Origin of the sequence: Streptomyces sp. NBC_00029, from assembly GCF_045160505.1 — a bacterium.
Taxonomy (GTDB): Bacteria; Actinomycetota; Actinomycetes; order Streptomycetales; family Streptomycetaceae; genus Streptomyces.
This window is the reverse complement of sequence record NZ_CP108292.1, coordinates 4,843,086-4,860,902: the sequence shown is the minus strand read 5'-3', so window position 1 is coordinate 4,860,902 and position 17,817 is coordinate 4,843,086. Positions and strand designations below refer to the sequence as shown.

Annotated in this window: 15 protein-coding genes; 7 read left to right on the top strand and 8 right to left on the bottom strand. The window is 71.4% G+C overall.

Features of this window, described 5'->3' with window-relative positions:
• Positions 1 to 4 precede the first annotated feature (4 nt).
• Positions 5 to 1,828: an aspartate--tRNA ligase gene (gene aspS, locus OG753_RS22720; protein WP_405789875.1), complete on the bottom strand. Its 1,824-nt coding sequence runs from the start codon at positions 1,826 to 1,828 to the stop codon at positions 5 to 7.
• A gap of 157 nt (positions 1,829 to 1,985) precedes the next feature.
• Between aspS and OG753_RS22715 the strand changes: the two genes are divergently transcribed.
• Positions 1,986 to 4,247 (top strand): SpoIIE family protein phosphatase, encoded by a 2,262-nt coding sequence (locus tag OG753_RS22715; protein WP_405789873.1) that lies wholly within the window; start codon positions 1,986 to 1,988, stop codon positions 4,245 to 4,247.
• Between the two features lie 53 nt (positions 4,248 to 4,300).
• Positions 4,301 to 5,365, top strand: a complete 1,065-nt coding sequence (locus OG753_RS22710; protein ID WP_405789871.1) for an AI-2E family transporter — start codon at positions 4,301 to 4,303, stop codon at positions 5,363 to 5,365.
• A 99-nt stretch (positions 5,366 to 5,464) separates the two neighbouring features.
• Here OG753_RS22710 and OG753_RS22705 read toward each other — a convergent pair whose 3' ends face one another.
• The 4 genes from OG753_RS22705 to OG753_RS22690 all read right to left on the bottom strand — a co-directional run bounded on the left by OG753_RS22705 (position 5,465) and on the right by OG753_RS22690 (position 8,528).
• The gene (locus OG753_RS22705) at positions 5,465 to 6,457 is read right to left on the bottom strand and encodes a pirin family protein (RefSeq protein ID WP_327263526.1); all 993 of its coding nucleotides are present in this window, start codon (positions 6,455 to 6,457) and stop codon (positions 5,465 to 5,467) included.
• Between the two features lie 118 nt (positions 6,458 to 6,575).
• Positions 6,576 to 6,959 carry a hypothetical protein gene (locus OG753_RS22700; RefSeq protein ID WP_327263525.1) on the bottom strand — a complete coding sequence of 128 codons (384 nt, stop codon included), beginning with the start codon at positions 6,957 to 6,959 and terminating at the stop codon, positions 6,576 to 6,578.
• Between the two features lie 102 nt (positions 6,960 to 7,061).
• The gene (locus OG753_RS22695) at positions 7,062 to 8,030 is read right to left on the bottom strand and encodes a helix-turn-helix domain-containing protein (protein WP_405789868.1); all 969 of its coding nucleotides are present in this window, start codon (positions 8,028 to 8,030) and stop codon (positions 7,062 to 7,064) included.
• 39 nt (positions 8,031 to 8,069) lie between these two features.
• Positions 8,070 to 8,528, bottom strand: coding sequence for an SseB family protein (locus OG753_RS22690; protein WP_327263523.1), 459 nt, complete (start codon positions 8,526 to 8,528; stop codon positions 8,070 to 8,072).
• Between the two features lie 480 nt (positions 8,529 to 9,008).
• Here OG753_RS22690 and OG753_RS22685 point away from each other — a divergent pair, with 480 nt between their 5' ends.
• From OG753_RS22685 to OG753_RS22675, 3 genes are all read left to right on the top strand, one after another.
• The gene (locus OG753_RS22685; RefSeq protein WP_327263522.1) at positions 9,009 to 10,835 is read left to right on the top strand and encodes an acyl-CoA dehydrogenase; all 1,827 of its coding nucleotides are present in this window, start codon (positions 9,009 to 9,011) and stop codon (positions 10,833 to 10,835) included.
• A 134-nt stretch (positions 10,836 to 10,969) separates the two neighbouring features.
• Positions 10,970 to 11,707 carry a hypothetical protein gene (locus tag OG753_RS22680; protein WP_327263521.1) on the top strand — a complete coding sequence of 246 codons (738 nt, stop codon included), beginning with the start codon at positions 10,970 to 10,972 and terminating at the stop codon, positions 11,705 to 11,707.
• Between the two features lie 101 nt (positions 11,708 to 11,808).
• Positions 11,809 to 13,101: a M18 family aminopeptidase gene (locus OG753_RS22675; RefSeq protein ID WP_327263520.1), complete on the top strand. Its 1,293-nt coding sequence runs from the start codon at positions 11,809 to 11,811 to the stop codon at positions 13,099 to 13,101.
• Between the two features lie 26 nt (positions 13,102 to 13,127).
• On the opposite strand, the gene OG753_RS22670 is transcribed toward OG753_RS22675, so the two are convergent.
• A complete protein-coding gene (locus tag OG753_RS22670; RefSeq protein WP_405789866.1) occupies positions 13,128 to 14,969 on the bottom strand; it encodes an NHL domain-containing thioredoxin family protein in 1,842 nt (613 codons plus the stop codon).
• Positions 14,970 to 15,032: 63 nt separating this feature from the next.
• Between OG753_RS22670 and OG753_RS22665 the strand changes: the two genes are divergently transcribed.
• Both OG753_RS22665 and OG753_RS22660 read left to right on the top strand, forming a co-directional pair.
• A complete protein-coding gene (locus OG753_RS22665; RefSeq protein ID WP_405789864.1) occupies positions 15,033 to 15,758 on the top strand; it encodes a hypothetical protein in 726 nt (241 codons plus the stop codon).
• 25 nt (positions 15,759 to 15,783) lie between these two features.
• Positions 15,784 to 16,449 carry an MSMEG_1061 family FMN-dependent PPOX-type flavoprotein gene (locus tag OG753_RS22660; protein ID WP_327263517.1) on the top strand — a complete coding sequence of 222 codons (666 nt, stop codon included), beginning with the start codon at positions 15,784 to 15,786 and terminating at the stop codon, positions 16,447 to 16,449.
• On the opposite strand, the gene OG753_RS22655 is transcribed toward OG753_RS22660, so the two are convergent.
• Positions 16,440 to 16,967 carry a DUF4240 domain-containing protein gene (locus OG753_RS22655; protein WP_327263516.1) on the bottom strand — a complete coding sequence of 176 codons (528 nt, stop codon included), beginning with the start codon at positions 16,965 to 16,967 and terminating at the stop codon, positions 16,440 to 16,442. The two genes, OG753_RS22660 and OG753_RS22655, sit on opposite strands and share 10 nt — an antisense overlap.
• A 28-nt stretch (positions 16,968 to 16,995) precedes the next feature.
• Positions 16,996 to 17,808, bottom strand: coding sequence for a hypothetical protein (locus OG753_RS22650; protein ID WP_405789862.1), 813 nt, complete (start codon positions 17,806 to 17,808; stop codon positions 16,996 to 16,998).
• Positions 17,809 to 17,817 lie beyond the last annotated feature (9 nt).

Here is a 17,817-nt window from a genome sequence, read left to right as displayed (position 1 = left end):
GGCGTCAGCCCCGCGGGGACCCGGCGTCCGGGGTGACCGCGTCGGAGACCGGCCGCTCGGCCGCCTTCGTCTCCACCGGCTTGCGCAGCGCGATGTTCAGCTCGCGCAGGCGGGCCTCCTCCAGCACCGTCGGCGCGCCCATCATCAGGTCCTGCGCGTTGCCGTTGAGCGGGAAGGCGATGGTCTCGCGGATGTTCGGCTCGTCGGCCAGCAGCATCACGATGCGGTCCACACCCGGGGCGATGCCACCGTGGGGCGGGGCGCCCAGGCGGAACGCGCGCAGCATGCCCGCGAACTCGCGCTCGACGGTCTCGGCCTCGTAACCGGCGATCTCGAAGGCCTTCAGCATGACCTCGGGCTCGTGGTTGCGGATGGCGCCGGAGGACAGCTCGATGCCGTTGCAGACGATGTCGTACTGCCAGGCCAGAATGTCCAGCGGGTCCTTCTCCTCCAGGTCCTTCATCCCGCCCTGCGGCATGGAGAAGGGGTTGTGGGAGAAGTCGATCTTGCCGGTCTCCTCGTCCTTCTCGTACATCGGGAAGTCGACGATCCAGCACAAGCGGAAGACGTTCTCCTCGAACTGGCCCGCACGCTTGGCCGCCTCGACGCGGACGCCGGACATGATCTTGGAGACCTCGTCGAAGTCGCCCGCGCCGAAGAACACGGCGTGGCCGGGGACCAGGCCCAGGCGCTCGGTGAGGACCTTGAGGTTCTCCTCGGTGAGGAACTTGGCGATCGGGCCGGTCAGCGAACCGTCCTCGCCCACACGGACCCAGGCCAGGCCCTTGGCGCCGAGCGAGATCGCGTACTCGCCGAGGCCGTCGAAGAACTTGCGGGGCTGCGCGGCGGTGTCCGGGACGGCCAGGGCACGCACGTGCTTGCCGGCGAACGCCTTGAACTCCGAGCCCTCGAACACGTCGGTGATGTCGACGAGCTCCAGCTTGGCGCGCAGGTCGGGCTTGTCGTTGCCGTACTTCAGCATCGACTCGCGGAACGGGATCCGCGGGAACGGCGAGGTGACCTCGCGGCCGTTGCCGAACTCGGTGAAGAGCTCGGTCATCAGGCGTTCGATCGGCTGGAAGACGTCCTCCTGCTCGACGAAGGACATCTCCACGTCGAGCTGGTAGAACTCGCCCGGCGAGCGGTCGGCGCGGGCGTCCTCGTCGCGGAAGCAGGGCGCGATCTGGAAGTACCGGTCGAAGCCGGAGATCATCAGCAGCTGCTTGAACTGCTGCGGCGCCTGCGGCAGGGCGTAGAACTTGCCCGGGTTCAGGCGGGACGGCACGACGAAGTCACGGGCGCCCTCGGGGGAGGTCGCGGTGAGGATCGGCGTCGCCATCTCGTTGAAGCCGAGGGCCACCATCTTCGAGCGGATCGACGCGATGACGGCCGAGCGCAGCATGATGTTGCGGTGCATGCGCTCGCGGCGCAGGTCGAGGAAGCGGTACTCCAGGCGCCGCTCCTCGTTCACACCGTCGTCGGTGTTGATCGTGAAGGGCAGCGGTGCGGACGCACCGAGCACCTCGACCTCGGAGACCTCGATCTCGATCTCGCCGGTCGGGAGCTCCGGGTTGACGTTGTCGGCGCCGCGGGAGAGGACCTTGCCGTCGATGCGGACGACGGTCTCCTTGGTGACGCTGCTCAGCGCCTCGTTCGCCGCGGTGCCCGGCCGGGCGACCAGCTGCGTGATGCCGTAGTGGTCCCGCAGATCGATGAAGAGGATGCCGCCCAGGTCTCGACGGTTGTGCAGCCAGCCGCTCAGTCGGACGTCGGCGGCGACGTCAGAGGCGCGGAGCTCGCCGCAGGTGTGGGACCTGTACCGATGCATCAGTCATCCAGTTCTACGCGATACCAGGGTGGATTCAACCGTCCCAAGGTTACCGTCCGGGAGGGTGACGGGTCGGGCACTCCCTCCAGCCTGCGCAAATGCGCCCGGAGCACGGGCGAACAGGCACGTAACGGATATGACCTGTAAAGATGGCCGAGTGCGCACCGAGGACGTCCTGGCAGCCATCGCGACCGGCCTGTGGCGATGGGACAACGCCTCCGGGACGGTCACCCTCGACAGTGAGGCCGCCCGGCTCCTCGGGCTGCCCCCCGAGCCGGTGGTCCTCCCGGAGGTCGCCGTACGGTCCCGGTTCCACCCGGTGGACTGGAACGAGATCAACGGGATCGTGAACCTGGCCGTCGCCGAGGGCACGCTCGCCGAGGCCCGGCTCCGGATCATGGACGTGGACGGCCGGGTCCTGCGGACCGTGCGCAGCCGCTCCAAACCGATGGAGAAGAGGGCGGCCGACGGGAGCACGGACTACGAGCTGATCGGCACCATCCAGGAGATCGCCGAGCCCCAGCCCGGCACCACGGCCGCGCACACCCCCATCACCGGCGACTGGCGGCGCTCCCGCGAGGCCTTCCTGCTGGACGCGGGGCGGGCGCTGGCGGAGGCCCGGTCCACGGCGGAGGTGCTGCGGGTCGCCGCCTCGCTGTCCATGCCCGGCTTCAGCCCGGACGGTCTGGCCGTCTTCGGCGCGGCCGGGGACCGGCTGTCGATCATCGGGCACCACGGGCACGATCCGTGCGAGGAGGGCCCCTTCACGGACATGCCGCTGGAGACGGACTATCCGGCCGCGGAGGTCGTCCGTACCGGCCGGGCGATCTACCTGCCCACCCCCGACGAGTACAGACGGCGCTTCCCGGCCGCCTGGCCGCTCGCCCAGCGCTTCGACCGGGTCTCCTGGGCCTTCCTGCCGCTGATCGTGGCCGGGCGGACCATGGGCGCCTGGATGGCCGCCTTCAAGCACCCGGCGTCCTTCTCCCCCGACGAGCGGTCCGTCCTGACGACGGTGGCCCGGATGCTGGCCCAGGCGCTCCAGCGCGCCGGGGTGGCCGAGTCCGAGCGGGAACTCACCACGGGCCTGCAGCGGTCGATGATGCCGCAGCTCGGCCCGGAGATCCCCGGCATGCGGATCGCGGCGCGGTACGTCCCGACGGGCGGCGGGCTCCAGGTCGGCGGCGACTGGTACGACATGATCCCGCTGCCGTCGGGCAGGTTCGCGCTGGTCATCGGCGACGTCCAGGGCCACGACGTGCGGGCGGCCGGGCTGATGGGCCAGCTGCGGATCGCCGTACGGGCGTACGCGTCCGAGGGCCACCGGCCGGACGCGGTGCTCTCGCGCGCCTCCCGCTTCCTGGCCGGGCTGTGCTCCTCGCAGGAGTCCGACCCGTACGTGGACGGGGACGCCCGCGCCCGCGCCCGCGACGCCGACGTGCGGGACTCCGACTTCCAGAGCCCGCGGTTCGCGACCTGCCTGTACGTGGAGTGCGACCCGAAGACCGGAATGCTGGAGGTGGCCCGCGCCGGCCACCCCGACCCCGCGATCCGGATGGCGGACGGCACGGTCCTCATGCGACCCACCGCGGGCGGGCTCCCCCTCGGGATCGACCCCGACACCGACTACCCCACCACCCGGTTCCCCCTGGAACCCGGCGAGACGATGATGCTCTGCACCGACGGCCTCATCGAGACCGGCGGGCACGACCTGGACACCGGCTGGGCCCGGCTGCGCGCGGTCCTGGAGTCCGACGCGCACGAGTCGCCGAGCACCGGGGCGGGGACCGGAGCCGGGACGGGAGCGGGGACGGGCACGGCCGGGCTCCTGGAGCCGCCGCACCTCGAACGGCTGGCGGACCTGCTGGTCCAGGCCGTGCACGGGCCGTCCTCGCACCACACCACCGGCCCGCTCGCCGACCGGCGCGAGGACGACATAGCGGTGGTGCTGCTGTGCCGCGAGGCCGTGGACCACCGCACCGCACCGCCGCACCCGGCCCGCCCCGCGCGCCGGACCGTCCTGACCGTGGCCCAGGTGGAACCCGAACGGATCGCGGGCGCCCGCCAGCAGATCCGGGAGCTGCTGCACGACTGGGCCGACCCCGACCAGGTGGACTCGGCGGTGCTGATGGTCTCCGAGATGGTGACGAACGTACTGACGCACACCGACGGCGACGCGCTGCTGGTCGCGGAGGCGGTCGGCGAGCTGGGCGCGCGCCGGCTGCGCGTCGAGGTCGCCGACGGCAGCGACGAGCTCCCGCACAAGCGGCAGCCCGGTGAGATGTCCTCCAGCGGCCGCGGGGTGCTGCTGATGGAGATGCTGGCCGACGCGTGGGGCGTGGACCCGCGGGGCGAGGGCAAGTCCATCTGGTTCGAGCTGCACGAGCAGTCCAAGACGGACGCCGATCCGGTGTTCTGACCCCGGGTCGGACGCGGCGGGGCGGGCCGGGCGGGGCGTGATTGGATACGGCGGTGTCCAATCCCCTCCTGCCCGAGCCCGTACGGCGGCTCGCCGCCTGGTGCGGCGTCGTCCTGCTCGTCACCGCCGTCCTCGCCGTCGGCGTATGGCTGTGCATCGTCTTCGAAGCCGCCGTGACGCCCGTACTGCTGGCCGTGCTCGGCACGGCCCTGCTCGGGCCGATGCACCGGCGGCTGGTCCGGATGAAGATGAACCGCTCGCTCGCCGCCGCCCTGACCTGCCTCGCGGTGGTCGCAGTCGTCGGCGGGGCCACGTACGTGGTCGTCCTCGCGCTCATAGAGACCGGCGACCAGATCGTCGACGCGCTGCGGCGGGCCGGCGAAACCCTCGCCGAGCACTTCGGAGCGGTGGGCACCTCGCTGGAGGACATCACCGCGAACTCCAAGGACCTGCTCACGAAGTTCGGCAGCACGGCCGCCTCGGGCGTCGTCACCGGGCTCAGCGTGGTGGGCTCGATGATCGCGATGGTGCTGCTCGCGCTGGTGCTGATCTTCTTCTTCCTGCGCGACTCCGACCGGGCCGTGGGCACGCTGCGCTCCATCGTCCCGGTCCGCTCGGGCGATCTGATGGAGGCCATGGGGCGGCGCGCCTTCGAGGCCGTCGAGGGGTTCATGCGGGGGACCACCTTCGTGGCCCTGGTCGACGCCGTGCTGATCGGCGTGGGGCTGCTGATCCTCGACGTGCCGGGTGCGCTGGGTCTGGCCGCCCTGGTCTTCGTGACGGCCTACATCCCCTACCTGGGCGCCTTCCTGTCGGGCGCGGTGGCGGTCCTGGTGGCCTTCGCCGACCGCGGCTGGGTCATCGGCCTGTGGGCGCTGGGCCTGGTGCTGCTGGTCCAGATGATCGAGGGCTACGTGCTCCAGCCGGTGGTGCAGAGCCGCACCGTGCAGATGCACCCGGCCGTGGTGATGCTGGCCATCACCGCCGGGGCGAGCGTCGCCGGGATCCTGGGGATGCTGCTGGCGGTGCCGCTGACGGCCGCCGTCTTCGGGGTGATCTCGGAGCTGCGGGTCCGGTACGCCGATGCCGTGCCCGGACCGGTGGACCCCACCCCGTAGAACGGGGCAGGCGGGCCCCCTCCGGGAACCCGCCCTGCCCGACCGCCCGACCGCCCGACCGCCCGGCCGTCCGACCGGCCGGCCGTCCGACCGGCCCGATCAGCTGTCCGCCTCGCCGGCGCCGCGGTGGCCGAGCCCGGTGCGCGCGGTGGTGGGGATGCGGCCCAGCCGGCCCGCCTGGAAGTCGTCGAAGGCCTGCTGCAGCTCGTGCTGGCTGTTCATCACGAACGGCCCGTAGTGCGCCATCGGCTCCCGGATGGGACGTCCGCCGAGGAGCACGATCTCCAGGTCCGGGGCGTTGGAGTCCTGGGACGCGTCCGCCCGCACGGTGAGCGAGCCGCCCTCGCCGAAGACGGCCGTCTGCCCGGTCTGTACGGGCCTGCGGTCCTCGCCGACGGACCCGCGCCCGGCCATGACGTACGCCAGGGCGTTGAAGTCCTCGCGCCACGGCAGGGTGATCTGCGCGCCCGGCGTGACGGTCGCGTGGATCATCGTGATCGGGGTGTGGGTGATGCCCGGGCCCTGGTGGCCGTCGAGCTCACCGGCGATCACGCGGAGCAGGGAGCCGCCGTCCGGGGTGGTCAGCAGCTGGACCTGGCCGCCGCCGATGTCCTGGTAGCGCGGGGGCATCATCTTGTCGGAGGCCGGGAGGTTGACCCACAGCTGGAGGCCGTGGAACAGCCCGCCCGAGACGACGAGGGACTCCGGCGGGGCCTCGATGTGCAAGAGGCCCGAACCTGCGGTCATCCACTGCGTGTCACCGCCGTTGATGACTCCGCCGCCGCCGTTGCTGTCCTGGTGGACGAAGGTTCCGTCGATCAGGTACGTGACGGTCTCGAAGCCGCGGTGCGGGTGCCAGGGGGTTCCCTTCGGCTCGCCGGGCGCGTACTCCACCTCGCCCATCTGGTCCATCATGATGAACGGGTCGAGGTACTGGTAGTTGATCCCGGCGAACGCGCGGCGCACCGGGAACCCCTCACCCTCGAACCCACCGGGAGCAGAGACGACGGCCAGCACCTTGCGCGGGACGGCGGCCTGGGGCTCGGCCACTCGCGGAAGGGTCAACGGGTTCTCAACAGTCACTGCGGGCATGGTCAGGACCTCCTTCTGCGTCGAGTTTAGTTGAAACTCGAACTTTCTGCCACACCCCACAGAACAGAGCGGCCCCCGGAGACATTCCCCCGGGGGCCGCCGTGTGCTCAGGCGCAGGTCAGCAGTGGTCGAGCCCGTACCAGTCCGGGTGTGCGTCGAATGCCGAGGAGGTGTTCACGTACTGGGCCGGAACGAACCCGAACGCTCCCCGTACGTCCCCGCGGGCGCCGTACCACGTGTTGTTGCCGCCGCCGTGCCAGTCACCCGTGGTCCAGCAGTCGAACTGGCTCGGGTTGGTCTTCAACGTGTCCGCGTACGGCGCACCGAAGCCCGCCCACCGGTACATGTCGATGTTCGGGGTGTTGCCGCAGTACAGCGTCCCTCCGCTCACCCCGCACCAGGCGGCCTGCGCGGGCGAAGCCGCCAGAACCCCCGTACCCAGCGCCATCACCCCCGTGGCCGCCACAGCGGCGAGCTTCGTGCGAAACGACGTACGTGACATCGCAGTCTCCCTGTCCGTAGGAGCGGGTGTCCCCCCCGCAGCACCGATACTCGGGAGCCCCGGCCGCGGCCGCGATGGTTTCGGGCAGGGCCGAAAGGTGCGTCAGCCGCCGCTGCGCAGCAGGTCCGCGCCCAGGCCCGTCACCGAGTGCAGCACCGCCCTGCCGTCCCGCTCGGTGGTGATCAGCCCGGCCGCACGCAGGGTGCGGGTGTGCTCGGAGACCGAGGGGAGGCTGATGCCGAGGTCCCTGGCCAGCTCGCTCGTCGTGCGCCGCCGCACCAGCTGCTGGAGCACGGCCGCCCGGGTGCGGCCCAGCAGGGCGTCCAGCGCGCCCTCCGCGGGCCCGGCGCCGACCAGGGGCAGCGGGGTCAGCGCCGGGTACATCAGCACGGGCGGCCCCTGCGGCCCGCCCGGGCCCGCCGCGACCAGCGGACGCCCGGTCCAGAACGGCGAGGGCATCAGCAGCAGCCCGCGCCCGCCGAGCCGGACGTCGTAATGCGGCGGCCGGTCGACCTCCAGGACGGTGCCCGACCACTCGGCCCGCGGGTGCGTACTCGCCAGGCACGCCTTGATCCCGTGGGTGGCCAGCAGCCGCGTGCGCCAGGCGACGTCCGCCTGGAAGGACTGCCGGATCCGGGCCCAGTGCGGGGCCACCACGACCTCGTGGCCGGCCCTGAGCGCCCCGCCCAGCTGGTCCCACGCCTCCCGGTCCCGGCCCCACAGCGCCCGCAGCCAGGAATCCGGCCCGGGCGCCCGGACCGCGGCGCGGGCGAGCTGTCCGCCGGTCAGCGCCGGCGCGGCCTCCCGTACGGCGGCGAGCCCCTCCTCCAGCGTGGCCGTGTACGGCTCGACGAACTGGGGGTTGTCACCGTCGGGGCGCAGCAGGTCCAGCAGCGGGCGCACCCGGCCCGGCAGCTCCCGGCCGACCCTGCCCCGCCACCGGCCGAAAACCGCCGGTTCGTCGGTACGCTGCCAGGCGACCAGCGCCATGGCCAGCTCCACCATCGGCAGCGGCTCGCTCATGAAGGTGACGTTGAGCAGGTCTTCGGCCGTGAAGTGCACCCTCAGCATCGCGCCCGCCCCCGAGCTCAGCCGGATGTGTGTCCGGCTCTAGCCGTACATGCGGCGCATGGCGAAGTCGACCATCTGCTCGACCGCCTTCGCGTCGAAGACCATCCGGTGGTCGCCCTCCATGTCGAGGACGAAGCCGTACCCGGTCGGCAGCAGGTCGATCACCTCGGCGCCGGTGATCACGAAGTACTTGGACTCCTTGCCCGCGTACCGCCGCAGCTCCTTGAGCGTGGTGAACATCGGGATGACAGGCTGCTGCGTGTTGTGCAGCGCCAGGAATCCGGGGGTGTCGCCGCGCGGGCAGTAGACCTTCGAAGTGGCGAAGATCTGCTGGAAGTCCTCCGCGGAGAGGGACCCGGTGGTGAAGGCCCGCACGGCGTCGGCGAGCGACGGCGGGGACGGCTCCGGGTACAGCGGCGGCGCCTGCTGCGCGTAGCCCTGCGGGGGCTGCTGCGCATACTGCTGCTGGGCGCCCGGGTTCTGGTCGTAGCCGTACATGCGGCACACCCTATCGAGCACCTGCCCCCATACCGGCCGGTACCGGCCAGTCCCCTCCCGGGGCGGGCGCGGGGGACGGCCTCAGCCGGGTAGCTCCCCGGCCTTCAGCGCCGCACGAACGGCCCCAACGTGATCGCCCACCTCGGTGCGGGCACCCCCGTCACCCCTGCGCGTCACCGGGACCGGAAGGGCAACCCGTACACGGGTCGAGCTCACCGATCCCGATCCGCGCGCGCGGCCCGTACCGCGGCGGGCGACCGGGACCGAGGAGTCGGGGCGCGGCCTCGCCCTGCTCGACGCCGTCGCGCTGCGACGGGGGGTCACCCGGGGAGCCGGGACCAGAACGGTCTGGTGCGAGCTTTGACCCTGGTCACAGTCGGCCGGGAAGGGTTGCCGTTATTACCGGCGGGTAGCATCATGTTGTTACCGATTGGTATGTACGAGGAACCTGTCTCCCCGAGCCTTAACGGAGCCGTCGCCATGGGGCACTACAAGTCGAATCTCCGCGACATCGAGTTCAACCTCTTCGAGGTGCTCGGCCGCGACAAGCAGTACGGCACCGGTCCGTTCGAGGAGATGGACACCGAGACCGCCAAGAGCGTCCTGTCCGAGCTCGCCCGTCTCGCCGAGAACGAGCTGGCCGCGTCCTTCGAGGACGCCGACCGCAACCCGCCGGTCTTCGACCCGGCCACCAACACCGCGCCCGTCCCGGCGTCCTTCAAGAAGAGCTACGAAGCCTTCATGGACTCCGAGTACTGGCGCCTGGGCCTGCCCGAGGAGATCGGCGGCACCACCTCGCCCCGCTCCCTCATCTGGGCCTACGCGGAGCTGCTGCTCGGCTCGAACCCGGCCATCTGGATGTACTCCTCCGGCCCGGCGTTCGCCGGCATCCTCTTCGAAGAGGGCAACGAGGCGCAGAAGAAGGTCGCCCAGCTCGCCGTCGAGAAGCGCTGGGGCTCCACCATGGTCCTCACCGAGCCGGACGCCGGCTCGGACGTCGGCGCCGGCCGCACCAAGGCGATCCAGCAGGCCGACGGCTCCTGGCACATCGAGGGCGTGAAGCGCTTCATCACGTCCGGTGAGCACGACATGGAGGAGAACATCCTCCACTACGTCCTCGCGCGCCCCGAGGGCCACGGCCCGGGCACCAAGGGCCTGTCGCTCTTCCTCGTCCCGAAGTTCCACTTCGACTGGGAGACCGGCGAGCTGGGCGAGCGCAACGGCGTCTACGCGACGAACGTCGAGCACAAGATGGGCCTCAAGGCCTCCAACACGTGCGAGATGACCTTCGGCGATCAGCACCCCGCCAAGGGCTGGCTGATCGGCGACAAGCACGACGGCATCCGCCAGATGTTCATGATCATCGAGTTCGCCCGGATGATGGTCGGCACGAAGGCCATCGCCACCCTCTCCACCGGCTACCTGAACGCGCTGGAGTACGCCAAGGAGCGCGTGCAGGGCCCGGACCTCGCGAACTTCATGGACAAGACCGCGCCCAAGGTCACCATCACGCACCACCCCGACGTGCGCCGCTCGCTCATGACGCAGAAGGCCTACGCCGAGGGCATGCGCGCCCTGGTCCTCTACACGGCCTCCGTGCAGGACGAGATCCAGGTCAAGCAGGCCGCGGGCGAGGACGCCTCCGCCGAGATCGGCCTCAACGACCTGCTCCTGCCGATCGTGAAGGGCTACGGCTCGGAGAAGTCCTACGAGCAGCTCGCCCAGTCCCTGCAGACCTTCGGCGGCTCCGGCTACCTGCAGGAGTACCCGATCGAGCAGTACATCCGCGACGCCAAGATCGACACCCTCTACGAGGGCACCACGGCCATCCAGGGCCAGGACTTCTTCTTCCGGAAGATCGTCCGCGACCAGGGCGCCTCGCTGAACATCCTCAGCGAGACGATGAAGAAGTTCCTGGCCGAGGCCGTCGGCGGCGAGGAGCTGGCCGGCGCCCGCGACGCGCTCGCCAAGGCCGCGGTCGACCTCGAGGCCATCGTCGGCCAGATGATCGTCGACCTCACCGCCACCGGCGAGGACGTCAAGAACATCTACAAGGTCGGCCAGAACACCACCCGCCTGCTCATGGCCTCGGGTGACGTGGTCGTCGGATACCTGCTGCTCAAGGGCGCCGCCGTGGCCGCCGAGAAGCTGGCGACCGCCGCCCCGAAGGACATCCCCTTCTACACCGGCAAGATCGCCGCCGCGAAGTTCTTCGCGTCGCAGGTCCTGCCGAACGTCTCGGTCCAGCGCCAGCTGGCCGAGGTCGTCGACAACTCCCTCATGGAGCTCGACGAGGCCGCCTTCTAAGGCAGCGCCGCCCCGCTCAGGCACCTCCAGCGGTGTACGCACAGTGGCCGGGACCCCCTCGGGGGGTCCCGGCCACTGGCCTGCGCGGGGCATCCGTTCCCGTCTTGTCAGTCGTTCATGGGACGCTCGTACGTATGAGTCCACAGGAGCAGCAGCGCAGCAGGGGGTATTCCGTCCCCGCCGGACGTCCGTACGCCCTCAAGGAGCTGCAGGCCAATGTGGGCGCGCTCGGCGACCGCATCACCGACCTGTACGACGGCGCCCACCCCGCCGAGTACGACCCCATCGCCGACGCCCTCTACGTGGCCTTCCAGACGGCCGCCGCCCTCGCACCGGCAAAGAGCTACACCGGCTGCTCCGAGCACCCCAACGGCGCCCTCGACCCCGAGGCCCCCGACGGCTGGGGCCGCTGCCTCATCTGCAACGACCGCAGACGCCTCGGACAGCGCATCCAGGGCGGCCGCACCGGCGGCCCGGCCGGGCCCGCCGCGGAGCAGCGCCGCCTCGGCTACCCCGTGCCGGAGGGCCCCTTCACTCTCGAGGTCCTGCGCCGCTTCCTGCGCACGATCGACGAGCAGCGCTTCCACCTGACCCTGGGTTCACCCGACCAGGACTTCGTCCGCATCGCCGACGACCTCCACCGCGCCTTCATCGTCGCCCGCGAACTGTCCCGGCCGCGCAACGCCTCGGGATGCGCCGAACATCCCGGCGCGCCGATCGACCCCGACGCTCCTCCCGGCGAGGCCTGTATCTTCTGCGCCGGACGCAAGAGACGCGCGCAGCGCTCCCCGCAGACCCCGGAGATGCTCCCGCGCATCCGCCGGGGCGAGCGCAGGCAGCTGCAGCGCCGATTCGAGCGTCCGCCGGGCTGAAAACCGACGGGACCGCAGATCACCCACCCTGCGGCCCCCGACCTCCGGCCATCGATCGCAGTCCGGCCATGACGAACACGACCGTCGTTAAGGTGAACCACATGAGCTCTCCCGCCCGCTTCGACCGCGGCCACACCGACGATCTGATGACCTTCCTGACGGCCAGTCCGTCGCCGTACCACGCCGTGGCCAACGCGGCGGAGCGGCTGGAGAAGGCAGGCTTCAGGCAGTTGTCGGAAACGGACGCCTGGGATGCGGGCACCGGGGGCAAGTTCGTGCTCCGCGGCGGTGCGCTCATCGCATGGTTCGTCCCCGAAGGCGCGTCCCCGCACACCCCGTTCCGGATCGTCGGCGCACACACCGACTCCCCGAACCTGCGGGTCAAGCCGCTGCCGGACACGGGCTCGCAGGGCTGGCGGCAGATCGCCGTCGAGATCTACGGCGGCACCCTGCTCAACACCTGGCTCGACCGCGACCTGGGCCTGGCCGGACGGCTGACCCTGCGCGACGGCACCGAGCGCCTGGTGAACGTGGACCGCGCACTGCTGCGCGTCCCCCAACTCGCCGTGCACCTGGACCGGTCGGTGAACAGCGACGGCCTCAAGCTCGACAAGCAGCGCCACATGCAGCCGATCTGGGGCCTGGGCGACGTCCAGGAGGGCGACCTGATCGCCTTCCTGGAGGAGGAAGAGGGCCTGGACCAGGGCTCGGTGGCCGGCTGGGACCTGATGGTCCACTCCATCGAGCCGCCCTCGTACCTGGGCCGCGACCGCGAGCTGGTGGCCGGCCCGCGGATGGACAACCTGCTGTCCGTGCACGCGGGCGTCGCGGCGCTGGCGGCGGTGTCCGCCGGCGGCAAGCTCGACCACATCCCCGTGCTGGCCGCCTTCGACCACGAGGAGAACGGCTCGCAGTCCGACACCGGCGCCGACGGCCCGCTCCTGGGCAACGTGCTGGAACGTTCAGTCTTCGCCCGCGGCGGCTCGTACGAGGACCGCGCGCGGGCCTTCGCCGGCACCATCTGTCTGTCCTCGGACACCGGCCACGCCGTGCACCCCAACTACGGAGAGCGGCACGACCCGACGCACCACCCCCGCGCCAACGGCGGACCGATCCTGAAGGTCAACGTCAACCAGCGGTACGCGACCGACGGCAGCGGGCGCGCGGTGTTCGCCGCCGCCTGCGAGCGGGCCGGTATCCCGTGGCAGACCTTCGTCTCCAACAACTCGATGCCGTGCGGCACCACGATCGGCCCGATCACCGCCGCCCGCCACGGCATTCAGACGGTGGACATCGGCGTCGCGATCCTCTCGATGCACAGTGCCCGCGAACTGTGCGGCGCGGACGACCCGTTCCTGCTGGCCAACGCCCTGGTGGCCTTCCTGGAGGGCTGAACCCCCCAGGAAGGCCGCGGGCCGATCTAGCCCTCGGCGTCCATCCCGGCGAGGACGAGGGGCAGCCGGGCGGCGCCGTCGGCGGTGACGCGGACCGGCACGCCCCAGTCCTGCTGGTGGACGTGGCAGGCCGGGTACTCGTTGGCGGGGTCGTCGTCGCAGGACGCCGCCATCGCCGAGACGTGCAGGACGCCCTCGGTGACGTCCGGGTTCAGCGCGAGCTCCCGGAACAGGTCGGTCCCGGCTCCCTCTCCGTCCGCCAGCAGCTCGGGCGGGGTCGAGGAGACGAGCAGCCGGGTGGAGGGCCCGTAGCGGGTGTCGAGCTTCTGCCCGCTCGGGGCCTGGAAGACCACGTCGAGGCGGATGGTGCCGGGCGCCACCTCGGTGGCGGCCCGCTGCGTACGGTGGGCGACCGCGTCCACCCGTACCGCCTCCTCCGGGAGGCGCAGCCGGGTCAGCCGGTGCCGGGCCGACTCGACGACCACGATGTCCTCGCCCACCAGCACGGCGTCGCTGGGCTCGCGCAGATCCGTCGCCAGGGTCGAGACCTGCCCGGTGGCGGGGTCGAAGCGGCGCAGCGCGTGGTTGTACGTGTCGCACACCGCGACCGAGCCGTCGGGCAGGGCGGTGACGCCGAGCGGGTGCTGGAGCAGCGCCTGGGCCGCGTCACCGTCCCGGTGCCCGAAGTCGAACAGCCCGGTGCCGACGGCCGACTTGATGACGTACCCCTCGTCACCGGCTTCCACGTACCGCAGCGCGCTGGTCTCGGAGTCGGCGATCCACAGCCGGTCCCCGGCGGCCGCGAGCCCCGAGGGCTGGGCGAACCAGGCCTCGGCGGCCGGCCCGTCGAGCAGTCCCTCGTTGGTCGTGCCGGCCGCGACCCCGACCGTCCCGGCCTGCGGGTCCCAGGTCCACAGCTGGTGCACACCGGCCATGGCGATCCAGACCCGGCCCTGCCACCAGGCCACGTCCCACGGCGAGGAAAGGTCCACCTCCAGCGCCGGCCCGGAGGTCGGCGATCCCTGCCACCACTGCCGACCGGTGCCGGCGACGGTCTCGACCTGCCCGGTGGCCGGGTCGTAGGTGCGCAGGGCGTGGTTGACGGTGTCGGCGACGACGACCTTGCCGTCGGGCAGCAGCGCCAGTCCCTGCGGCTCGCTGAAACTGTCCCCGGCGAAGCCGCGCTCGCCGCTGCCGATGCGGCGTACGACGCTCTCGCCGTCGGCGGCCAGCTCGACGAGCTGGTGCCGCGTGGAGTCGGACACCAGCAGGTTCCCGGAGGGCAGCAGCAGCGCCTTCCCGGGGAACCGCAGGGCGCCGGCCACCGGCTCGGGCGCCACGTAGGGCCCGTCCCCGCGCCGCAGCGTGCCCTTGGCCTCGTGCTCGGCCTCCAGCTCCTCGACCAGCCGGGCGATGGCGTGCGCATGCCCCTCACCGGCGTGCTGGGCGACGATGTACCCCTCGGGGTCGATCACGACGAGCGTGGGCCAGGCGCGTACGGCGTACTGCTTCCAGGTCGCGAGCTCGGGATCGTCCAGCACGGGGTGGTGCACCTGGTAGCGCTCGACGGCATCGACCACGGCGGCGTGCTCGGCCTCGTGCACGAACTTCGGCGAGTGCACACCGATGATCACGACGGTGTCGCGGTGCTTCTCCTCCAGCTCGCGCAGCTCGTCGAGGACGTGCAGGCAGTTGATGCAGCAGAAGGTCCAGAAATCGAGGATCGCAATGCGTCCCCGCAGGTCGGAGAGGCTGAGATCTTTCCCGCCGGTGTTCAGCCAGCCGCCCTTGCCGATCAGCTCGGGGGCACGGACACGGGCACGGCGGGGCGCGGGCGCGGGGGTGGGCGCCGAGGCTGCATCGTTCATGCTTCAAGCTTGCCATCCGGGTATGAATGGCAGATCACACATGTACCTCAAGGGGGAGCAACGGTGACCACGGACGGGCACGAGACCGATCCCGGGGCGGCGGCGCAGCCGGTGCAGGGGTTCATGGCGCTGCCGAACCGTACGGAGAAGGGACGGGAAGCGTTCTCCAGGTGTCTGGCGGACGTCGTCCGGACGGTCGGGCTCGACATCGCTCCTGCGGAGGGGCCCGGTGATCGGCGGACCTGGGAGCACCGGGCTCGGGTGGCACTGCGTGAAGCATGCCGCCAAGGCGTGAGCCTCTCCGAGGAATCCTTCGACGCTCTGGTCAAGGCCGGCATCCACGACCCCGACCCGAGCTCCAATCGTCAGTTCGTGGAGCCGGCTCTGAACGCGTTCGGGCGCAGGCGCGCCCGAACCGCCCTCCTCGGGTACCTGCGGACCGGTACGGACCCTGAGCGGGCGGGCGCAGCGCGAGCCTGGTACTGGACGGCCCTGCCGCTACGGATGCCGCTGGTGCGGGCGCGGAACCCGGGCGCCGGCCGGGCGGAGCCCGACGACCGCTCGGCCGTGTCCGCCGAGTGGCACGAGGCCGCCCTGCGCGAGTTCGTGGCCAACGAGCACCTGGACGTCCGGCGCTGCCTCATCCCCGGCCTGCCTCTCGGGAAGTCGTTCTACAGGCAGGAACTGCACGACCTGGTGGACACGGCGACAGCGACGGCCCGGTCCCATCCCGACGACTACATCCGCCACCGCGTGGAACACCAGGTCGGCGACACCGGCGGGCTGTAGTCGACCCGCCCGGTAGCGTGTCGGGGTGACAGTCAGCACGCCGCCGAGCGGGCGGATATTCGAGGCCTTGAGCGCTACCGCCGTGGAGAGCACGGACGGGTTGCGGGAGCTCTACGAGAGTCCCGGCGAGATGGCGCGCCGGAAGGCCGTGGACCGGATTCACGAGGGGGCCCGGGCCGTCATCGGGCGGTCGTCGCTGGTGTTCGTGGCCAGTGCCGGGGCCGACGGGACCTGTGATGTCACGCCGCGGGGCGGGCCGCCCGGATTCGTGGCCGTGCTGGACGAGTTCACCCTCGCGCTGCCCGATGCCACCGGCAACAAGCGGCTCGACACCGCCCACAACATCGTGGAGACCGGCCGGGCCGGGCTGATCTTCGTCATCCCCGGGCGGGCCACCACCCTGCGGGTCAACGGGCGGGCCTGCGTGTCCGCCGATCCGCTGCTGCTGGAGCAGCTGACCTCCGTCGGCAAGCCCCCTCGGAGCGCGATCGTGGTGGAGGTCGAGGAGGCCTACCAGCACTGCCCCAAGGCCTTCCTGCGCAGCAACGCGTGGAAGCCGGAGCAGTGGCTCGCCGAGGACGCCGTGCCCAGTTCCGCCGAGATCACCCTCGCCCACCTGGATCTCCCCGGTCTGACGATCGAGGAGATCCGGCAGCAGGAGCTCGAGAGCCTGCTGTACCGCTACGAGTAGGCGAAGAGGGCGCTCAGCCGGGGCAGACGGGCCGATATCTCGTCGGTGTCGTCGAAGTCGAAGTCCCAGGACGGGTCCAGGGCCGGGTAGCTGATCGTGAAGGAGTCCGCGGGCAGTTCCCGGCCGACGGCGGCCCGGTAGGCGGTCCAGGCGATCGACAGGGTGCTCTCGTCCTCCAGCTCCAGGCCCTCCGCCGCGGCCTCGCGAACCGCGGCGTGCGCGGCCAGCGAGTCGGGGTCGGCCAGGGCCGCCTCGAAGACCTCCTGGCCCTGGGTGAGGAGCCAGCCCCGGAAGTAGTCGAAGCCGTCGTCCGAGCAGCCGCCGTTGATCACGTAGGCGGCGGCCCAGAGCGGCGCCCGGTAGGACTCCGCCAGCAGGTCCCACAGCACCTGCTGGGACGCGGCTATCTCCGTCGCCGCCCGGTCCGCGAGGAGCTGCGCCGCGCGCGAGGCCACCTCCTGCGGCTGCGCGTCGGCGCGGGCCGTCTCGATCAGCTTCCAGAACGTCTGCTTGTCCATGGAGAAAGCCTGACAGCCGGGTCTGACATCAGGGGTTGGTGCCGAGGAAGGCGTGGAGGGACCCCGTGAGCGCCTCGACGAAGGCGTCCTGCACCGGCGCCGGGACGAGGTCCAGGGACAGGTACGGGTTCAGGTCCTCCAGCTCGACCAGGAGCAGTTCGCCCGACGGCGCGCGGCAGGCGTCCACGCGCTGGATGCCGTGGTCGAGGGTGTTCCAGGCGACGAAGGAGCGGGCGAAGGCCAGGTCCTCCCCGGTCGGGGTGTAGAGCTCCAGCTCCCAGCGGCGGGCCGGATCGGGGGCGTACAGCGCGTACTGGAAGGCGTCGTCGACGAAGTAGAAGGACACCTCGTACGTGAAGTCGATGCGCGGCTGGATCAGCACGGCCCCGGCCGGGCCGTCCGGTGTCGCGGTGAAGGTCAGGCCGATGGAGTCGGCGCCCTGCTTCGGCTTGACCGCGTACTGCGGCACCCGCGGCAGTTCCGCCAGCCGGGCCGGGTCGTCGATCGTCGGGATGACCGGGTGGCCGGAGGCCGTCAGGTCGAGCAGGTACTGCTTGCCCGCCATGTCGCCGCGGCCGGTGAGCGGGTTGTAGACGCGGGTCCCGGTGGCGAGGGCGGCCGCGCGGAAGGAGTCGTAGGCCTCCTGGTAGTGCAGGACCGGGCCGCTGTTGCGGACGATCACCGCGTCGAAGCCGAGCGGCAGCATGGCCTCCGCGTCGGCGGGATGGCACAGGGCCAGGTCGAACGCGGCGCGCAGCCGGGACGTGAGGAATATGTCCTCGTCGCAGTAGCGGCGGCCGCGTGCGGGGTACGCCAGGTCGGTCACGTAGAGCAGGGGCATGAGGGCAAC

Coding starts and splice junctions, on each gene's coding strand:
- aspS (WP_405789875.1), bottom strand. CDS start 1,828: ATGCATCGGTACAGGTCCCACACCTGCGGCGAGCTCCGCGCCTCTGAC.
- OG753_RS22705 (WP_327263526.1), bottom strand. CDS start 6,457: ATGCCCGCAGTGACTGTTGAGAACCCGTTGACCCTTCCGCGAGTGGCC.
- OG753_RS22700 (WP_327263525.1), bottom strand. CDS start 6,959: ATGTCACGTACGTCGTTTCGCACGAAGCTCGCCGCTGTGGCGGCCACG.
- OG753_RS22695 (WP_405789868.1), bottom strand. CDS start 8,030: ATGCTGAGGGTGCACTTCACGGCCGAAGACCTGCTCAACGTCACCTTC.
- OG753_RS22690 (WP_327263523.1), bottom strand. CDS start 8,528: ATGTACGGCTACGACCAGAACCCGGGCGCCCAGCAGCAGTATGCGCAG.
- OG753_RS22685 (WP_327263522.1), top strand. CDS start 9,009: ATGGGGCACTACAAGTCGAATCTCCGCGACATCGAGTTCAACCTCTTC.
- OG753_RS22680 (WP_327263521.1), top strand. CDS start 10,970: ATGAGTCCACAGGAGCAGCAGCGCAGCAGGGGGTATTCCGTCCCCGCC.
- OG753_RS22675 (WP_327263520.1), top strand. CDS start 11,809: ATGAGCTCTCCCGCCCGCTTCGACCGCGGCCACACCGACGATCTGATG.
- OG753_RS22670 (WP_405789866.1), bottom strand. CDS start 14,969: ATGAACGATGCAGCCTCGGCGCCCACCCCCGCGCCCGCGCCCCGCCGT.
- OG753_RS22655 (WP_327263516.1), bottom strand. CDS start 16,967: ATGGACAAGCAGACGTTCTGGAAGCTGATCGAGACGGCCCGCGCCGAC.
- OG753_RS22650 (WP_405789862.1), bottom strand. CDS start 17,808: ATGCCCCTGCTCTACGTGACCGACCTGGCGTACCCCGCACGCGGCCGC.